General features: G+C 54.7%; 18 protein-coding genes. 11 read left to right on the top strand and 7 right to left on the bottom strand.

What is annotated here, in order from left to right; translation table 11 throughout:
- Window positions 1-19 precede the first annotated feature (19 nt).
- The 10 genes from phnH to PUT07_RS06715 all read left to right on the top strand — a co-directional run bounded on the left by phnH (window position 20) and on the right by PUT07_RS06715 (window position 9,085).
- The gene (gene phnH / locus PUT07_RS06760) at window positions 20-631 is read left to right on the top strand and encodes a phosphonate C-P lyase system protein PhnH (RefSeq protein WP_274467059.1); all 612 of its coding nucleotides are present in this window, start codon (window positions 20-22) and stop codon (window positions 629-631) included.
- Window positions 619-1,785 carry a carbon-phosphorus lyase complex subunit PhnI gene (locus PUT07_RS06755; RefSeq protein WP_274467058.1) on the top strand — a complete coding sequence of 389 codons (1,167 nt, stop codon included), beginning with the start codon at window positions 619-621 and terminating at the stop codon, window positions 1,783-1,785. The genes phnH and PUT07_RS06755 overlap by 13 nt, the downstream gene beginning before the upstream one ends.
- A 4-nt stretch (window positions 1,786-1,789) precedes the next feature.
- The gene (locus PUT07_RS06750; protein WP_274467057.1) at window positions 1,790-2,632 is read left to right on the top strand and encodes an alpha-D-ribose 1-methylphosphonate 5-phosphate C-P-lyase PhnJ; all 843 of its coding nucleotides are present in this window, start codon (window positions 1,790-1,792) and stop codon (window positions 2,630-2,632) included.
- Window positions 2,633-2,652: 20 nt separating this feature from the next.
- Window positions 2,653-3,498 carry an ATP-binding cassette domain-containing protein gene (locus PUT07_RS06745; protein ID WP_274467056.1) on the top strand — a complete coding sequence of 282 codons (846 nt, stop codon included), beginning with the start codon at window positions 2,653-2,655 and terminating at the stop codon, window positions 3,496-3,498.
- A 31-nt stretch (window positions 3,499-3,529) separates the two neighbouring features.
- Window positions 3,530-4,711, top strand: a complete 1,182-nt coding sequence (gene phnM / locus PUT07_RS06740) for a phosphonate metabolism protein PhnM (protein WP_274467055.1) — start codon at window positions 3,530-3,532, stop codon at window positions 4,709-4,711.
- A 14-nt stretch (window positions 4,712-4,725) separates the two neighbouring features.
- On the top strand, window positions 4,726-5,439 hold the full coding sequence (locus tag PUT07_RS06735; protein ID WP_274467054.1) for a phosphonate C-P lyase system protein PhnL: 714 nt from the start codon (window positions 4,726-4,728) through the stop codon (window positions 5,437-5,439).
- Between the two features lie 108 nt (window positions 5,440-5,547).
- Window positions 5,548-6,606, top strand: a complete 1,059-nt coding sequence (gene phnD / locus PUT07_RS06730) for a phosphate/phosphite/phosphonate ABC transporter substrate-binding protein (protein WP_274467053.1) — start codon at window positions 5,548-5,550, stop codon at window positions 6,604-6,606.
- Window positions 6,607-6,646: 40 nt separating this feature from the next.
- Window positions 6,647-7,444 (top strand): phosphonate ABC transporter ATP-binding protein, encoded by a 798-nt coding sequence (phnC, locus tag PUT07_RS06725; RefSeq protein WP_274467052.1) that lies wholly within the window; start codon window positions 6,647-6,649, stop codon window positions 7,442-7,444.
- Complete coding sequence (locus PUT07_RS06720) at window positions 7,437-8,222, top strand: PhnE/PtxC family ABC transporter permease (protein WP_274467051.1); 786 nt, start codon at window positions 7,437-7,439, stop codon at window positions 8,220-8,222. Before phnC ends, PUT07_RS06720 begins: the two co-directional genes overlap by 8 nt.
- Window positions 8,222-9,085, top strand: a complete 864-nt coding sequence (locus tag PUT07_RS06715) for a PhnE/PtxC family ABC transporter permease (RefSeq protein WP_379239622.1) — start codon at window positions 8,222-8,224, stop codon at window positions 9,083-9,085. Before PUT07_RS06720 ends, PUT07_RS06715 begins: the two co-directional genes overlap by 1 nt.
- A 65-nt stretch (window positions 9,086-9,150) precedes the next feature.
- On the opposite strand, the gene PUT07_RS06710 is transcribed toward PUT07_RS06715, so the two are convergent.
- From PUT07_RS06710 to PUT07_RS06680, 7 genes are all read right to left on the bottom strand, one after another.
- The gene (locus PUT07_RS06710; protein WP_274467050.1) at window positions 9,151-10,050 is read right to left on the bottom strand and encodes a fumarylacetoacetate hydrolase family protein; all 900 of its coding nucleotides are present in this window, start codon (window positions 10,048-10,050) and stop codon (window positions 9,151-9,153) included.
- A gap of 62 nt (window positions 10,051-10,112) precedes the next feature.
- Window positions 10,113-10,886 carry an SDR family NAD(P)-dependent oxidoreductase gene (locus tag PUT07_RS06705; RefSeq protein ID WP_274467492.1) on the bottom strand — a complete coding sequence of 258 codons (774 nt, stop codon included), beginning with the start codon at window positions 10,884-10,886 and terminating at the stop codon, window positions 10,113-10,115.
- A gap of 16 nt (window positions 10,887-10,902) precedes the next feature.
- Window positions 10,903-11,652: an IclR family transcriptional regulator gene (locus PUT07_RS06700; RefSeq protein ID WP_274467049.1), complete on the bottom strand. Its 750-nt coding sequence runs from the start codon at window positions 11,650-11,652 to the stop codon at window positions 10,903-10,905.
- A gap of 586 nt (window positions 11,653-12,238) precedes the next feature.
- Window positions 12,239-12,919 carry a TIGR00266 family protein gene (locus tag PUT07_RS06695; RefSeq protein ID WP_274467048.1) on the bottom strand — a complete coding sequence of 227 codons (681 nt, stop codon included), beginning with the start codon at window positions 12,917-12,919 and terminating at the stop codon, window positions 12,239-12,241.
- Window positions 12,920-12,952: 33 nt separating this feature from the next.
- Window positions 12,953-14,149: an MFS transporter gene (locus PUT07_RS06690; RefSeq protein ID WP_274467047.1), complete on the bottom strand. Its 1,197-nt coding sequence runs from the start codon at window positions 14,147-14,149 to the stop codon at window positions 12,953-12,955.
- A gap of 122 nt (window positions 14,150-14,271) precedes the next feature.
- Window positions 14,272-14,511 carry a hypothetical protein gene (locus tag PUT07_RS06685; RefSeq protein ID WP_274467046.1) on the bottom strand — a complete coding sequence of 80 codons (240 nt, stop codon included), beginning with the start codon at window positions 14,509-14,511 and terminating at the stop codon, window positions 14,272-14,274.
- Window positions 14,512-14,681: 170 nt separating this feature from the next.
- Entirely contained in the window at window positions 14,682-15,590 is a 909-nt protein-coding gene (locus PUT07_RS06680) for an ArsR/SmtB family transcription factor (protein WP_274467045.1), read from the bottom strand.
- Window positions 15,591-15,752: 162 nt separating this feature from the next.
- Between PUT07_RS06680 and arfA the strand changes: the two genes are divergently transcribed.
- A complete protein-coding gene (arfA, locus tag PUT07_RS06675; RefSeq protein WP_274467044.1) occupies window positions 15,753-17,264 on the top strand; it encodes an arabinosylfuranosidase ArfA in 1,512 nt (503 codons plus the stop codon).
- Window positions 17,265-17,307 lie beyond the last annotated feature (43 nt).

The following is a 17,307-nucleotide window of genomic DNA, read 5'->3' as shown; positions in this document are numbered from 1 at the left end:
TGAAAGGAGGTATCCCCTGATGCTGGATAGGGTTCATGATATACAAACCGCATACCGCAGAGTGGTCGACGCCATGGCACGGCCAGGCACGATTGCCGACCTGTCCGAGGAAGCGGCGAAGCTGGATGGAGTACAAGGCTGCTTGCCGGCGACCTTCTTGCTCGCTCAGATGCTGCTTGATACAGAGGTCACGTTCAAGGTGGTCTCGGAGCGGGAAAAAGAGACAGCCTACTGGTTAAGCCAGTTGACGTATGCCAAAGAGGCGGCGCTGGAAGAGGCCGACTTCATCTTCGTCCTGCAGGACGCTTCACCCGAGTGCCTGCTTCAAGCGATTGAAGCTGCTAAAGTTGGCGAACTGAAAGATCCGCACAGCTCTTCGACCGTCATTGTCGAATCGGCCGGTGTAGCCGGAGGCGGTACGAAACTGCGCTTCACCGGGCCCGGTATTCAAAGCTCGGCAGCAGCGCAGCTCGCAATCGGCGGCGATGAGTGGATTGACGCCAGAGCGGAGCGCAATGCGGAGTTTCCGCTGGGACTGGATCTTATGTTCACGGATGCTTCCCACCGGCTCCTTGCTGTGCCCCGAACGACTCAGGTTGTGAAGGAGGAGAAGCAGCCATGGGTTATGTAGCGGTCAAAGGCGGAACGCGCGCCATTGAACAATCCTTGAATCGCATCCGGTTCGAGCGGTTGCGGCAGGGCAGAGCGTTGGATGTGGACAGCGTACAAGCGGGGATGCGAAGTCTTGTCGACCAAGTGATGTCCGAGAGCAGCCTGTACAGCGAAGAATTGGCGGCTCTGGCGATCAAACAGGCGGAAGGCAGTCCGGAGGAAGCGGTATTCCTGCTTCGGGCCTACCGCTCCACGCTGCCAAGGAAGCATTACTCCAGAACGGTGCGCTCCGAGGAGATGCGCGTGGAGAGACGGATTTCCGCATCGTTCAAAGATATTCCCGGCGGGCAAGTGTTGGGAGCGTCGACGGATTATTCCCACCGGCTCCTGGATTTTGACCTGATGGATGAAACGGCGGAGACCGTCGCTGAGTGGCTGCAGGCATATGAGAGAGCGACGGTTGCTCCCGATGAAGGTCATGCGGAAGAGTCGGAGGGCCGTTTCCCCAAGGTGCTGGATTATTTGCGAAGAGAAGGCCTCATCTCGGAATGCCCGGTCGATCCTGCCGAGCCGGACGACGTTACCCGGACGAGTCTGACGTTTCCGGCGTCGCGCAGCGAGAAGCTGCAAGTGCTGACCAGAGGGCAGACCGGCGCCGTCACTTCCTTGGCATATGCGGTAATCCGCGGTTACGGCATGGTCCACCCGACGGTAGGCGAGCTGCGCGTCGGCGACATTCCGGTCTATATCGACAGCCCGCTGCAGGCTTCCGAGGATGAGGACGAAGCCTATTACATCGGAGATATCAAAGTGACGGAAGTCGAGATGCTCGTTCCTGCCACCGTAGAGAAGGAGAACGGCAGGAAGGAGCTGCAGCTGGATTTCGGCTACGGGCTCTGTTACGGGCAGAACGAGACGAAAGCGATCGCCATGAGTATTCTCGACAAGAGCCTGGAGAGAGGCGATAAGTCGGTTCCGACACAGAATGAGGAATTCGTTCTGTTTCATATCGATTCCGTCGAGTCGACCGGATTCATTTCGCATTTGAAGATGCCGCATTACGTGACCTTCCAAGCGAAGCTGAACGATGTCCGCAAGTCAAGGAAGCAGCCGAAGAATCAGCCGGGGAATCAGCCCGCAGATACGAAGCAGAAGCAAGAGCAGGAGGTGTGAGACAATGCGAATTTCATATCATTTCGCCTTCTTGGATGAAGGGTCCAAACGCGAGATCCGCAGAGCTACGCTGAAGGCGATCGCCATTCCGGGGTATCAGGTGCCGTTCGCCTCCCGGGAGCTGCCCATCGGCCGAGGATGGGGGACAGGCGGATTGCAGCTGACGTTGTCGCTGATCGGCAGGAACGATGTGCTCAAGGTGATTGACCAAGGCTCCGACGAATCCGTCAATGCGGTGAGCATCAAGAAGCTGATCGACAAGACGACTGGCGTTCCGACAGTCGATGCGACACCGGAAGCGACGCTCATTCAATCCCGCCACCGGATTCCGGAGATTCCGCTGACCAAGGAGCAGATTCTGGTCCTGCAGGTGCCGATGCCCGAGCCGCTGCGGATGTATGAATCGAGTGAGCTGGAGACGAAGAGGCTGCACGGGGAGAAGGATTATAGCGGCGCCTGGCTGATGCTGTTCGAGCAAATTATGAAGTATCGGGGAGTCTCCACGGGTGCCGATCATCCGGTTATGGTACATGACCGGTATGTGATGGCGCCGAGCCCGATACCGAAGTTCGACAATCCGAAGATGAATCATTCGGAAGCCTTAATATTGCTGGGGGCCGGACGCGAGAAGAAGATTTACGCCGTACCTCCTTATACGAAGGTCGTCTCTCTGGACTTCGAGGACGTTCCGTTCGCGCCGGAGTCTTTCCCCGGCCAATGCTGCAGGCAGTGCGGGGCGAGCGATGTGTTTATGGACGAACTATATGACCGGGAGCTGGATACAACGTACTACCAATGCAACGATACGAGCTACTGCTTGGATCGCATGAACGAGAAGTCTTCCTAGAAGGTAGAGGTGAAGGAAAAATGAGTCATATCGCATCCCCCATTATGAGAGTCAACCGTCTATATAAACAGTTCGGCGCAGGCTGCGAGCATTGCAGCGATCCGGCGAGCCGCCATCTGGACCGCAACTATTGCCGGTCCTGCGGAACCGTCTATTCATGTCAGGACATCACATTCGACCTGTATCCCGGAGAAGTGCTGGGCATCGTGGGCGAGAGCGGCAGCGGCAAATCGACGCTGATGCGGTGTCTGTACTTCGATCAAGAAGTGAGCGGAGGCGAAGCTTATCTGGAGCCGTACAAAGACGGCGGCAGCAACATGTTTCTGGAGTCTTCCCAGCAGAAGAAATATATCCGTAACCATTTGATGGGCAAAGTGTATCAAAATCCGGTTCTGGGATTAAGGATGGGCTTCTCCTCCATCGGCAATATCGCTGAGAAAATGATTGCCGCCGGCAATCGCCGTGTCGCCGCGATGGAAGCGCGGGGGAGCGAGCTGCTGGAGCGGGTTCATATCCCGGTATACCGGATGAAGGAAGCGCCGAAGAACTTCTCCGGCGGGATGCAGCAGCGGGTGCAAATTGCCAAAGCGCTGTCGAACAATCCGCCGATCCTGTTATTGGACGAAGTGACGACGGGATTGGATCTTTCGGTGCAGGCGAATGTGTTGGATCTGATCAAGCATCTACAGAGAGAGCTGCAGATCAGCATGCTGCTCGTCTCGCACGACCTTGGCGTGATCCGCATGCTGGCGGACCGGACGATGGTGATGCTGGACGGACGCGTCGTCGAACAGGGCCTAACCGATCAGATTCTTGAGGATCCGCAGCATGCCTACACCCAGCAGCTCGTTCATTCTCTGTTATAGCCAAAGCGAATACCTGGGAGGAGGACTTAGGATGTATGTAATAACGAATGGCATCATTATCACGGAAGAAGCGATATTGGAAGGATACGAGATTCTGGTCGAGGGGGACCGCATCTCCCGAATCGCCCGGAGAGGAGAGCTCCTCCGGGATGAAGGCACGGAAGTCATCGACGCGTGCGGAGGCTATGTGACGCCCGGGATGATCGACATTCATTCGGATTATATCGAGCACATGACGGCTCCGCGGCCTACTTCGCTGATCGACTTCCGGATCGGTCTGCGCGAAACGGAGAAGGAGCTTATCTCCCACGGTATTACGACCATGTATCATTCCCTGTCCATCTTCAAATCCGTGGATTATAAATACCGGCCGATCCGTGAGCCCGAGAACGTGCGCAAGCTGATCGATCTCATCGACCGGACACACAACAGCAAACACTTGATCCGCCACCGGTTTCACGCCAGATTCGAGATCGACAACCTGGATCAGATCGATAACTTGAAATCTTACATTCAAGAAGAGAAGGTCCATTTGGTATCCTTCATGGATCATACGCCAGGCCAAGGGCAGTACAGGGATTTGGAAGTGTACAAGAAGACCGTCCGCGGCTATGACACCATCAGCGATGAGAACATCGCCGTCCTGATCGCTAATCATCAGACGAAGGAGAAGATGACGGTCGAGGCGATCCGGGAAATCGCGGAAATGGCTAGAGTCAGAAATATCGCCATCGCTTCGCATGACGACGATTCGGTTGAGAAGCTGGACCTGGTGCAGAGCTTCGGCACCGCAATCAGCGAATTCCCGATCACACTAGCCATTGCCCGCAAAGCGAAGGAGAAGGGACTTCACACGGTGGCCGGCGCGCCCAACGTCATTCTGGGCGGCTCGCACAGCGGCAACCTGTCCGCCGCCGAAGCGATTGAAGACGGCTGCATCGATATTCTATGCAGTGATTACTATCCGGCAGCGATGCTGCACGCGGTCTTCCAATTAGCGGCCTCTTCGCAGCAAGCTCTTGTGGAGATGTTCAAGCTGGTGACGCTGAATCCGGCCAAAGCGGTCAACATTGCGGATGATTACGGCTCGATTGAGGCAGGCAAGAAAGCGGATCTGTTGATCATCGAACGGATTGAACCGGATGATTTCCCAGTCGTGACGACCGTGTTCGTTGACGGCAAATTGATTCAAAAAACGAATTACCGCATCTAACAGGAGGTGATGGCATGGAGTACTTGCTGTCGATCGAACAGCTGTCCAAGTCGTTTACGCTGCACAATTTAAACAAACATATTTCCGCGGTGGATGATGTCAACATGTATGTGAAAGAAGGCGAATTCGTCGGGATTACCGGCAAAAGCGGCAGCGGCAAATCGACCGTTCTGAAATGCATCTACCGCACGTACTTGCCGAATGGCGGCAGCATCTGGTACGACTCCGCGAGATTCGGAACCATCGATTTGGCGGCCGCTTCGGAGCGAACGATCATCGAGCTGCGCAAGCTCGAGATCGGCTATGTGTCCCAATTTCTGAATGTGATGCCCCGGACGACAGCCAGAGAGCTGGTCCGCAACGCCATCGTCGAAATGGGGCAGCCCGCAGACTACGCCGAAGCGGAGACCGTCCAGATGCTGGAGCATTTCGAGCTGGACCGCAGCTTGTGGGACAGTTACCCGGCTACGTTCTCAGGCGGCGAGAAGCTGAGATTGAATATCGCGAGGGCGATGGTCAAGCGGCCGAGACTGCTGCTGCTCGACGAGCCGACGGCCAGTCTGGATCACAGCTCGAAATTGAAAGTGAAGGTGCTCATCGAGCAGTTGATGAAGGAAGGCACGACGATGCTGGGCATCTTCCACGACCTGGAATTCATGGAGCATCTGTGCCATCGCGAGTATCAAATTCGGGCAGGGAGATTCTTCACGGCGGAGAAAACGAGCTAGCTTACAATATCTTAAAATTATCAGAACATTCAGAAAATAAACGTCGATTATACTCATAGTGTTATGTTCCAATTAATGAAGATGGTTATTATCGGGAGGGGTTTCCACGTGACAAAGCTCAAGACTCTCATCATTTCTTTATGTTTGGTTGCCGTAGCCACCGGCTGCGCAGCGAAGACCGGCGATACACAGAACGCCGCCGCATCTGCCAAGACGAAAGACACCATCACGATTGCCTGGTACCCGAATGAATCGGGAGCTGACTTGAAGAACGCCCGGGAGGAGCTCGGGAAAGTGATCGAAACCGCCACAGGCAAGAAAGTCGAACATAAAACAACGACGGACTATATCATCGCCATTGAAGCGATTGCCAGCGGTGGAGCGGATCTTGCTTTCATGGGACCGCAAGGCTACGTTGAAGCGAACGCGAAGAACAAAAAGGTTCAGCCGCTCGTCGTGGCGAGCGGGGAGTCGGGCACCCTGGACGACGCCGTTTATTACAGTTGGTTGAATGTACGCAAAGGCGAGGAAGGCTCGTACAAGAAAGGCGAAGGCTTCGCGATGGACGCGATTGCCGGCAAGAAATTCTCTTTCGTTTCCAACTCCTCAACGTCCGGGTTTAAAGTGCCATCCGCCGGAATCATCGGTTATTTCAACAAACAAGAGAAGTTCAAAAGCCTGACGGTCGACGACCTGCTGCAAGGCGGCAAGGACAAGTTCTTCTCCGAGGTGCTGTTCGGAGGCACTCACCAGGGCGCGGCAGTGAACCTGCTGACGGGCAAAGCGGACGTCGCCGCTTTCTGCGATACGTGCGTGTCTAACTACGTGGAGCTGGAGTCGGGAACGGCCAATAAGCCGGGTGCGGTCTATAAGGTCAAACAAGGCGCGGCGGAGCCGTTCAACACGCTGATCGGCAAAGAGTTTACAATCATTTCGTCCACGCCTGTATTGAACTCGCCTTTTGCCATCAACACCGATACCATTAGCGCCGAAGACCAGAAGAAGCTGAGAGATGCCTTTATCTCCGATGAAGTAACCAAGAATCCGAAAGTATTCCTGCCCAAGGATTCCAAGGAGTCCGGTCTGTTCAAGCAAAAGACAGGAAAAGAAAAATTCCTTCCCGTTGAGGACGCTTGGTTCAATCCGGTCAGAGATCTTTCCAAATAAGCGAAACACTAGCAGGACATAACCGATCGAGGGAGTAACCATGACAACGTTATTGGAATTCAAACAAGTGTCCAAACAGTACGGCACGGATACAAGAGCGTTATCGGACGTTAATTTCGCAGTGAAAGCGGGAGAATTCGTATCTATCATCGGACCTTCCGGAGCCGGCAAATCCACGCTCCTTCGCTGTATTAACCGGATGATTGACGCGAGCAGCGGAGAGATCATTTTCGACGGCGCGAGCATTATGGATTTTAAGAAAAGCGACTTGAAACGGCTGCGTACGCGGATGGGGATGGTTTTCCAGCATTACAATCTGGTGGACAGGCTGACCGTGGTCGAGAATGTGCTGCACGGGAGGCTCGGTTACAAGTCCACGCTGGAGGGCGTTCTGGGGCTTTACACGAAAGAAGAGAAGCGCCAAGCTTACGCCATTCTGAAAATACTCGGGCTCGAGGACCATGTGTATAAACGCTGCGACCATCTGAGCGGCGGTCAAAGACAGCGTGTGGGCATCGCGCGGGCGCTCATCCAGGCTCCCAAAATGCTGCTGTGCGACGAACCGATCGCCTCGCTGGATCCGAATGCATCCAAAGTCATTATGGACCATTTGCGCAGCATCTCTACGAAGATGGGGATCACCGTTATTGTCAATTTGCATCAAGTGGATACCGCCCTGCAATACTCGGACCGGATTCTTGGCGTGAACAAAGGAACGATCGTGTACGACGGCCCTCCGTCCGGGATCAAGCGCGAGCAGCTGTCCATGATTTACGGCTCAGCTCTCGAAGAGCATGCGGGGGAGCTGAAGGCTGAGCTGGAGGCATCCTATGCCTGATACCTTCTTCCTCCGCAAACGGATGAATACGCTGGCCTTTTGCCTCTTGCTGCTGGCCGTTACGCTAGCTACGATGATCATCACGGACTATGATGTGGTGAAGGGCTTTACGTCCATACCGAAAGCGGCGCAGTGGGCGGCAAGCAATTTTTACCCGACTGAGAAAGCGATGGGCAAACTTTCCGATATCGTCGGCTCCCTGACGGAGACGCTGCTCGTCTCAATTGCCGCCACGACGGCGGCCGCCGTGTTCGCAATGTTATTCGCTATCCTAGGCTCCCATACGACCGGAGTGGGGGGCGTCTTCAGCTTTGTAAGCCGCTCTATCGCTACATTGTTCCGCAATATCGATGTTGCCGCATGGTCGATGATTCTGCTCATCTCCTTCGGCCAAAATGTACTGACCGGGTATTTTGCCCTCTTCTTCGGCTCCTTCGGGTTCTTGACGCGCGCCTTCATGGAGTCGATCGACGAAGTCAGCTCCTCCTCCGTTGAAGCGCTGAAAGCGACGGGGGCCAGCTACTTTACGATCATTTTCCAATCGGTCATCCCTTCGAGCATGCCCCAGCTGCTTAGCTGGATGCTGTTCATGGTGGAGACCAACATCCGCCACGCCACATTGATCGGCATTTTGACCGGTACCGGAATCGGATTTCTCTTCAGCTTATATTACAAAAGTCTAAATTATAGCGCCGCCTCCTTAGTCGTTATCGTCATCGTCGTTGCAATCTTCTGCATCGAAGCCGTCTCCAACTATGTCAGGAAGGTGATCTTGTAATGGATTTACATGAAACCGTAAGGGCCGTCTATGACAAGGGCAGCGGTCAGGATGCGGTATTCGGCACGCGGACGCGAGTGATGAATAAGCAAAAGATCGTGATTCGGCTTACACTGGGCGCTTTGGCAGCGTTGACGCTATACGGCTTTGCAACGTTCGACTACAAGGGCGTGCAGCTTGGGGAGGCCGTGTCTTCGACCCTGCAGACGGTCAGAACGATGTTCCTCCAGCCAAGGTTAACCCACTTCACGTTCGTCGAGGCGCTCGGTCAGATTGCCATTACTCTAGGGCTGGCGTTTCTGACGACATTGTTCGGCGCAGTGATCGCCCTGTACCTAGGCTTACTGGCGGCACGGAATTTATCCCATCCGCGGCTGTCGGTCGTGATTAAGGGTGCCGTCGCCTTTATTCGGGCGGTTCCTACGGTGTTATGGGTGTTGATTTTTGCGGTTGCGGCGGGGCTAGGCAGCGTTGCGGCCGTCATCGGGATGACGTTCCACTCCATCAGCTATCTCGTGAAGGCTTACTCGGAATCCTTCGAAGAATTGGATCAAGGTACGATTGAAGCACTGAAGGCGAGCGGGGCGAACTGGTGGCAAATCGTTTTCCAAGCTGTCCTCCCTTCCTCGGCCTCCTATTTGATTTCATGGACTTTCATGCGCTTCGAAATCAATTTCGCCGTCGCCGTCGCGATGGGGGCGGCAGCCGGAGCAGGGGGAATCGGTTATGACATGTTTATGGCGAGTTCGTTCTATTACGATGTCAGGGAGATTGGCGCTATCACGTACTTCATCTTGGGCTTTGCCATCCTGCTCGAGATCGCGGCTTCGGGGATTAAGAGGAAATTGCGAGTCCATAACTAATGCAAACGGGTTGAGAAAACGCAGACCATGCGAATTCTCAACCCGTTTATTCATTGGCTGGCGGTTTACTCGCTGACCATGCGGTTCGTTAAGCTGCCAAGCTTCTCGATAGTAATCGTCACGGTATCGCCGTTCTGCAGGTACACGCGTTTGTCCACCGGATCTCCGAGCACGACGCCTTCCGGCGTTCCCGTGAGAATAATGTCTCCCGGATACAGTGTCATATGCTGCGAAATGTAGCTGACAATCTCGTCGCAGTGGAAAATCATATCCGCCGTGTTCGAGTTTTGGCGCACCTTGCCGTTGACGGTGGTCGAAATGCTCAAGTCGTTCGGGTTGCCGACCTCGTCCGCCGTAACCAGGTAAGGTCCGAGCGGGCTGAAATCATCGCATGATTTGCCCAGCAGCCACTGCGCCGTACGCATCTGCAGATCGCGGGCAGACAGGTCGTTCACGCAGCAGTAGCCATAAACATGGTCCAGAGCGTCCTCTTTGGAAATATATTTGGCCTGCTTGCCGATGACGATGACGAGTTCAGCCTCATAGTCGACTTCTTTGGTGACGCGCGGAAGGGCGATATCATGCCCATGACCTGTAAGCGTATTGTTGAATTTATTAAAAAGAATCGGATACTGCGGAATCGGCGCATTCGTTTCTTCCGCATGCTTGCGATAGTTCAGGCCGACGCAAATGATTTTGCCGGGATCCGTTACGCAAGGACCGTAGGTGACAGACGATTCGCTGAGGAGAAGGTCCGCGCGGTCAGCGCTTTCCAACGCAAGGTTGACGAGCTGGCGCAGCGCTTCCGTCGCTGCTGCTCCGCCTTGAATCGCTTCGTGCACATTGGCGGGTACAGCGAAAGCGGGATTGAAGCGGCGAACGGCGCCGGCGACGTCCAGCACACCCTGATCGGTCAGCACGCCGAGCGCTAAAGTTTCGTTTTGATGGAATGTGAGCAATTTCATGTGGGAGCCTCCTAATGATTATATAAAATTCAATAATAGCTGTGGATAACTTCATCTCGCCGTTAGGCGTTCTTGCCGAACACGACGCCTCCGTCAATATACAGCGGTGAGCCCATCATGAATTTGGAATCGTCGGAGGCCAGGAACAATGCGGCTAAAGCCACGTCATCCGGGCGACCCAACTCGTTGCTCAGCTGCCGGGTTTTGAGCGATGCGATGGCCGCTTCCGGATCGTCATACGACGTGCGAAGATAATTCTCCACGAACGGCGTCATAATCGTTCCCGGCAGCAAGGCGTTCACCCGGATGCCGTAGGGGGCATAATCCACCTGCATGGATTTGGTGAGGGCCAGCACGGCGCCTTTGGTTGCGGCGTAGGAGGCGCGGCGGGCCAGTCCGATTTCGGCGATGCAGGAAGACATATTAATGATAGACCCTGACTGGCGTGCCATCATATGGGGAAGAACGTGCTTGGACGGAAGGAATACGCCCTTCACGTTAATGCTCATGATGCGGTCCCAAGCGTCCGGCTCCAGCTCATGCAGCGCACCGACACCGCTGATGCCGGCGTTGTTGAAGAGCACATCGATCCGGCCGAACTCCTGGATGATCTGCTCAACCATCGCCTGGACGGAATCGGAGTGGGTCACATCCGCCCGGATGAAGCGGGCCGTTCCGCCGGCTTCGGTGATGGCGTTCACCGTCTCGATCCCCTTCGCTTCGTCGAGGTCGTTCACGATGACCTGGGCGCCTTCCCGCCCGAATAAGAGAGCCGTGCTTTTGCCGATACCGGAAGCAGCGCCTGTGATGAGAATGACTTTGCCTTGCAATCGCATGTTCAATTCCCCTTTGCTATTCGGATAATTGTTGAGCCAGCTTGCATACTTCATCTATACAGATCTGCTTCTTCTGTTCCCACTGAGGCAACATCATGGAGCAGCTGACAGCGGCGATTACGTTCCCTTGCGCATTGCGAATCGGAGCGGCCGCACAACTGAAGCCGAGGACGGCTTCCTCCAGATCCAGCGCATAGCCTTGCTTGCGGATTTGTTCCAGAGAGCTTCTCAGCGCCTGCAGCGTCGTGATGGAATGCGCGGTGAGCTGAGGAAAAGGCTCCTGCTCCTTCGTGTACAGCGAGTCGAGCTCCTCATCCGTGAGACCGGCGAGCATGACCTTGCCGAGCGCAGTGGCGTGTGCGGGCAGGCGCATGCCGGGTCCGGAAGCCAGCCGGACAGGTGTAAGCGCTTCCTCTTTGGCGAGGTAGAGTACTTCATTGCCGTCCAATTTGGCTAACTGGAGCGACTCCCCGAGCCTAAGCTTCGTTAAGGACGCCTCTTTGTGGAAGGACTCGTTCAGGTCGCGGTGCTGGTTAGCCGCATGTCCGAGCCGTGAAAGCTCGCGTCCGAGGCGGTATGTTTCGCCGGCTTCCTTTTCGATCCACCCGAGATTCTCCAGCGTCAGCAGCAGGGAGTACATCGAGCTCTTGTTGATTTGGAGCGCGCGCGAGATATCGATGAGCTTCAGCTTGCCTGGCTGGCCGGCGATTTCTTTCAGGATCAGGTGTGCGCGTTCAATGGCTGGAACGCGGTATTTATCGTCCAATCGGGGGCCTCCTAGATGTCGGTGGTTTATTATAGAAAACCGAGTTTATGTATTGGAACCATCATAGCATAATTTTTGGCAAATGACGAGGGGGAAAACAGGGGAGTCACTACGAAGTGTGTCTCGCTCAACGAGAGTCTCGCCCATAGCGGGAAATTCTCCTGTTAAATGAAGCCTGATGGGGCCTCGAATGGCGAGTAACAGGAAAAACTCCCGTTAATCGGCCCGTATTCGCTGTCTTTACGCGGAAAAGGGAAGAATTAACGGGAGGAATTCCCTTTATTCGTAGAACTGGGCTAATATTGTCGGGAATAACGGGAGAAATTCCAGTTACGCCCTGCAGGAGAATGAGATAACAAGCCTCCCTTTACAGGAGTCTCTCCCATACAGTGGTAATTCTAGTTCTGTCTAGGGCGAGAACGAGAAAACTGGCCACCCTTCACGAGAGTCTCGCCCGTAGCGGGAAATTCTCCTGTTAAATGTAGCCCGATGGGCCTCGAATGATGAGTAACAGGAAAAACTCCCGTTAATCGGCCCATCCCGCGGTTCACGCGGAAAGGGGACGAATTAACGGGCGAGCAGCTCCTTATCTGCTGCCCGGAATGAACTGCTTCAGCCACCCGCCGAAGCTCTGCGGATTGCGCGTCTGAATGAGCACGACGCCCTCGCCGCGGAACCGGCAGACGACGCCTTCGCCGCTCGTAAAGCTGGAGAGCCAGCCTTTCGAGGCTTTCTCGATCGTATACGCGGTATAATCCGGCCAAGCGACAAGATGCCCGTTGTCGATGACAACCTCTTGCCCGGGCGCAAGATTGATGGCATGAATTGCGCCGTAAGAGGAGAGGAAGACCGTGCCTCTGCCGCTAATCTCCACAATGAAGAAGCCTTCACCGGACATGAAGCCGCTCATGAGATTTTGCATTTTCGTATTCACCTGAATGCCTGAGGTTCCGGCAAGGAAGCCGTCCTTTTGTACATAAAGCTTGTACGATCCGTCCAGCTCCACAGCCTCGATATCGCCGATGACGGCCGGAGCCAGTAAGACTTCGCCAGACCCCCGAGTCGGCGTCAGCTCCTGGAAGAAAAATTTCTCGCCGCTCAGCATCCGGCCCAGCCCGCGCATGATGCCGCCGTCCACGGTGCCCTTCAGCTCGATATTCGGCGACATGGAGACCATGGCTCCGGCTTCGGCTTTGATGTTCTCACCGGCTTCCAGCTCCACGCGCAGCATGGGAAATGCACCTTTATACAAAATTTCGTGTTTCATGAAATGTCCTCCATAAGTAGATTAGATAATTGGCTATGTAGGGGCTGTTCTCGAACCCTCCAAGCTGCGGTTGAAGTAGACAAATACGGCGCTCAGCAGCAATATACTCATCGTGACGATGAACACGGACCTGAACCCGAACTCAGCGGCAAGGTGACTGCCGAGCAGCGGCCCCAACAGGTTGCCGAGAAACAGCGACGAGGTGTTAAAGCCGTAGGCAGTCCCTTGAATCTGCGTCGGGGCGAGCTTTCTGACCAGCACGTTGAGGGACGGAATCATGCCGCCGATGAACAGTCCCAGCAGGAATCTTCCGACCAGAAGCATTGTGATGCCTGTTGCGAAAGCCTGCGGAATGAAAGCGAGTGCCGCCATACAGAGCGCGATGACGAGCGTTTTGCGCTGACCGATCCGATCGCCGAGACGTCCGAGGGAAGGGGCGCCGAACAAGTTGGCGATGCCCGTAATCGCAACGACCAAGCCGGAGAGCAGCTCCAGATGGCTCCCGGTGTAGATGTTCTTCGCATATACGGTCACGATCGGCTCGATGCTCATCATCCCGACTTGCATGATCAAGGATGCCGCGAAGACAGGGAGCAGGGGCCGGAACAGCCGCCATTCGGTGCGCTGCTTTGTTTTTTTCGGGGCAGGGGCCTTGCGCTCCTCACGTATGAAAATCATCACAATCAGGCTGGCGCAGAGCATGAGAGCGCCGGTGATGAAGAACACATGGCTGTAGCCGATAATACTGGCCAGCAAGCCCCCGACTAGCGGGCCGATCAGCGAACCGGCAATCGATCCCGTCTGCAGCGTGCCGAGCGATTTGCCGGAATGCTCCGCCGGTGTCAGCGAAGCTTGCAGAGAGACGGCCATCGAGATGAACCCGGAGAAGAATCCGTTCAACAGCCGCAAGGCGAGCAGCTGCCACGGATCCGTGACAATTCCCATCAAGGCGGTCACGACCGCCATGCCGAAGCCGGCGCGAAGCAGCATGATTTTGCGGCCACGCCGGTCCGCGATAGCTCCCCATAGGGGCTGCGTGAGGAACGAGGTAATGAATTGGGCGGCGACGATCCAGCCTGTCCACCTGACGATTTCCCCTACGTCGTGAACGCCCAGTTCTTCCACGTAGAGCGGCAGGAACGGAAGGATCAGATTCATCCCGCACATGATGGAAAAGTTAGCCCCCCATAAGATCCATAATGACTTCTTCCAATGTAAGGGTGCAGGCATTTCGAGGGCTCCTTTTCTTTTTTTACAGTATAGCATACTTCGAAAGAACGACATTTATGGGGAAACGCCAAAAAAAGCTATCCTCAGCGGATAAGCCGCTTAGTGAGGATAGCTGCAGGAGACTATGTATTCATACTGGACATCATCGTGCCGAAGATGATGACGACGAAAACGAGATAAATGACAAGCCCGATCGCTGCCCAGATTAAGCTGGCTTTGGCGTAGTTCGATTTTGTCGGGTTTTCGCTTTTGCTGAAGGCCCATACGAACAGCAGCACGATATTCACGATCGGAATGGCGAGCAGAAGGATGGTAATCATCCAATCCTTCACACTTAGCACAGGCGCCTGTTGTTCTTGCATACGGTTCAACTCCCTCTCAGTCATTTACCTTACTGTATTGCAAGCCGCCTTCCGTTATGACTTTTAGTTTACATAACATGGCCCAAGAGGGGAGGTCCCGCACTCGCGCCCGCACTCGCATTCGCACTCGCACTCGCACCCGCATGCGCATGCGCAGGACAGCACGTTCTCTATCTGCGGTAGGTACGAAAAACGATATCCCGGTTATAGTTGCCAAAGCTTTCACCGTACAAGGTCAGCCCGCCGACATGCGCCGCATCCGCCGGCACTTCAAGCCGCAGTGTCCACTCGTTGCGCGACATGCGGATGTCCTTGATCGTGACTTCGGACAGACGCTGCCCGTCAAGGAATGTGCCCTGCTCGGTGATCCGGATCACTTTCAACCAACCGTATTGGTTGATAGAGTCCGGCCACCAAGCAGGGGTTAACAAGCCCCGGCCTTGCCCCGAATCGCCGGGACTGGTCCAATAGCCGAGCAGCGTATCATTGACGTAGAAATGGATATCCGACGGCCAATCCTCGGCAACTCCCGGCGCTTCGGAGCCAATTTCCAGCGAAATCTCGATCTCCTCCAGCGTTTGGCTGGGGAGCACGTAATTCGGGATGCGGTATTCCACGAAGCCGCTCCCGAACCACAGGATCTTCGCATGCATCCGCTCAGGCTCGAGAAAATAGCGCGGATCATCGTACTGCCCGATCACATGGTCGGCTGTGGCGAGACCGCACGTAGGCTGTACCTCGAAGCGCGTGTAGTGCCCGATGGGGACGGACACTTCGTCGAACGTGCGCTGCGGCTCGCTTTGCTGCTGCGGCAGCTGTAAGTGCACGCTATCCGCGGCCAAGGTGCAGATTTTGTGCGTGCCGCCTTGTTTGCGCACAAGGGCCGTGCGAATGAGCCCTCCGGCTTCCAGCTTTTTGACATGCATCGTCACAATGGCGCTGCTCAGACCGAGCGTTGCGGCAAGATCCTTCACATTCATCTCCTGCACCGCGAGCAGCTCCAGGATGTGCAGCCGCACCTCGCTGGCCAAAGCCTCATAGAGCGGCAGCCATTTGCGCTCCGTTGTTGCGTATATCATGAGATCGACTCCTTCAGCGACTGATTCATATAAATATAAATCCAAAACATCCGCAAGGAAAGGGTTGAAATCGGGCGGAGTTTATTGTTTAATAAAGACAATAACATTGTATTTATATTAATTGATTTATATTTTTATTAATTATACGACGAGGTGAAGGTAATGTCTATGAAAGCAAGCATGATTATTGACAAAGATTTCAAAGTTGGCGAAGTGGATTCCCGTATTTACGGATCCTTTATCGAGCATTTGGGCCGCGCTGTCTATGGGGGCATTTATGAACCCGGACATCCGCAAGCGGATGAGCAGGGTTTCCGGGCGGACGTATTGGAGCTGGTCAAAGGTTTGGATGTGCCGATCGTTCGATATCCGGGGGGGAACTTTGTATCCGGCTATAACTGGGAGGATGGCATCGGACCGGTGGAGAAGCGCCCAAGAAGACTGGATCTGGCATGGCGCACGATTGAGCCGAATCTGGTCGGCCTTAATGAATTTATGGATTGGTGCCGTAAGGCGAACACCGAAGCTATGATGGCTGTGAATCTCGGAACCCGCGGACCGGATGAAGCCAGAGATATTATTGAATACTCCAATATTCAAGGCGGGACGTATTGGAGCGATTTGCGTATTTCGCACGGGTACAAGGCTCCCCATAACATCAAAACGTGGTGCCTAGGCAACGAAATGGACGGTCCATGGCAGACGGGAGCCAAAACGGCGCTCGAATACGGCCGCGTTGCTTGTGAAACGGCCAAAGTCATGAAGTGGGTGGACCCGTCGATCGAGCTTGTAGCTTGCGGCAGCTCCAGCTTGACCATGGCGACCTTCCCGGAATGGGAGGCGACCGTGCTCGAGCATACTTATAATCATGTCGATTACATTTCGCTGCATCAGTATTACGGCAACCGCGACAAGGATTCCGCTAACTTCCTGGCCCAGTCCATGGGGATGGACCGCTTCATCCATACGGTTATATCGACGGCGGACTATGTTCAAGCTAAGAAGCGCGGCAAGAAGAAAATCAACCTGTCTTTCGACGAATGGAACGTGTGGTACCACTCTAATGAAGCTGACCGCCGCATCGAGCCGTGGTCCATCGCTCCGCCGCAGCTTGAAGACATATACAATCATGAAGATGCGCTGCTCGTAGGGTGCATGCTCATATCCATGCTGAAACGGGCGGACCGCGTGAAAATGGCCTGCTTGGCACAGCTCGTTAATGTCATCGCACCTATTATGACAGCAAACGGCGGGGCAGCTTGGAAACAAACAATCTATTACCCGTATATGCACGCCAGCGTTTTCGGGCGCGGAACCGTCTTGGTGCCGCTGATCAAATCGCCGAAGTATGACGCGAAAGACTACACGGACGTTCCTTATCTGGAGGCTGTAGCGGTACATAATGAGGAGAAAGATGAAGTCACCGTCTTCGCCGTTAACCGCCACTTGACAGAAGCGCTTCCGCTGGAGCTTGATCTGCGCAGCTTCGGAGCCTCTCAAGTCATTCAGCATATCGTGATGGAGCATGACGATTTGAAGGCCGCGAATACGATCGATGCCCATGACCGTGTGAAGCCCCACAATGGAGGCAGCGCAACCGTCGATGGCAACGGCCGTATTGTTGCAACGCTTGGCAAAGCATCATGGAACGTGATTCGTCTCAAATTGGTGTAAGCAGCGAGTTGATATGAAGTTGAAATAACCCGAGACATGGTCA

It is taken from the genome of Paenibacillus sp. MAHUQ-63, from assembly GCF_028765165.1.
Taxonomy (GTDB): Bacteria; Bacillota; Bacilli; order Paenibacillales; family NBRC-103111; genus Paenibacillus_E.
Note: the sequence above shows the minus strand (reverse complement) of the source record. Positions and strands in the feature narration are given on the sequence as shown.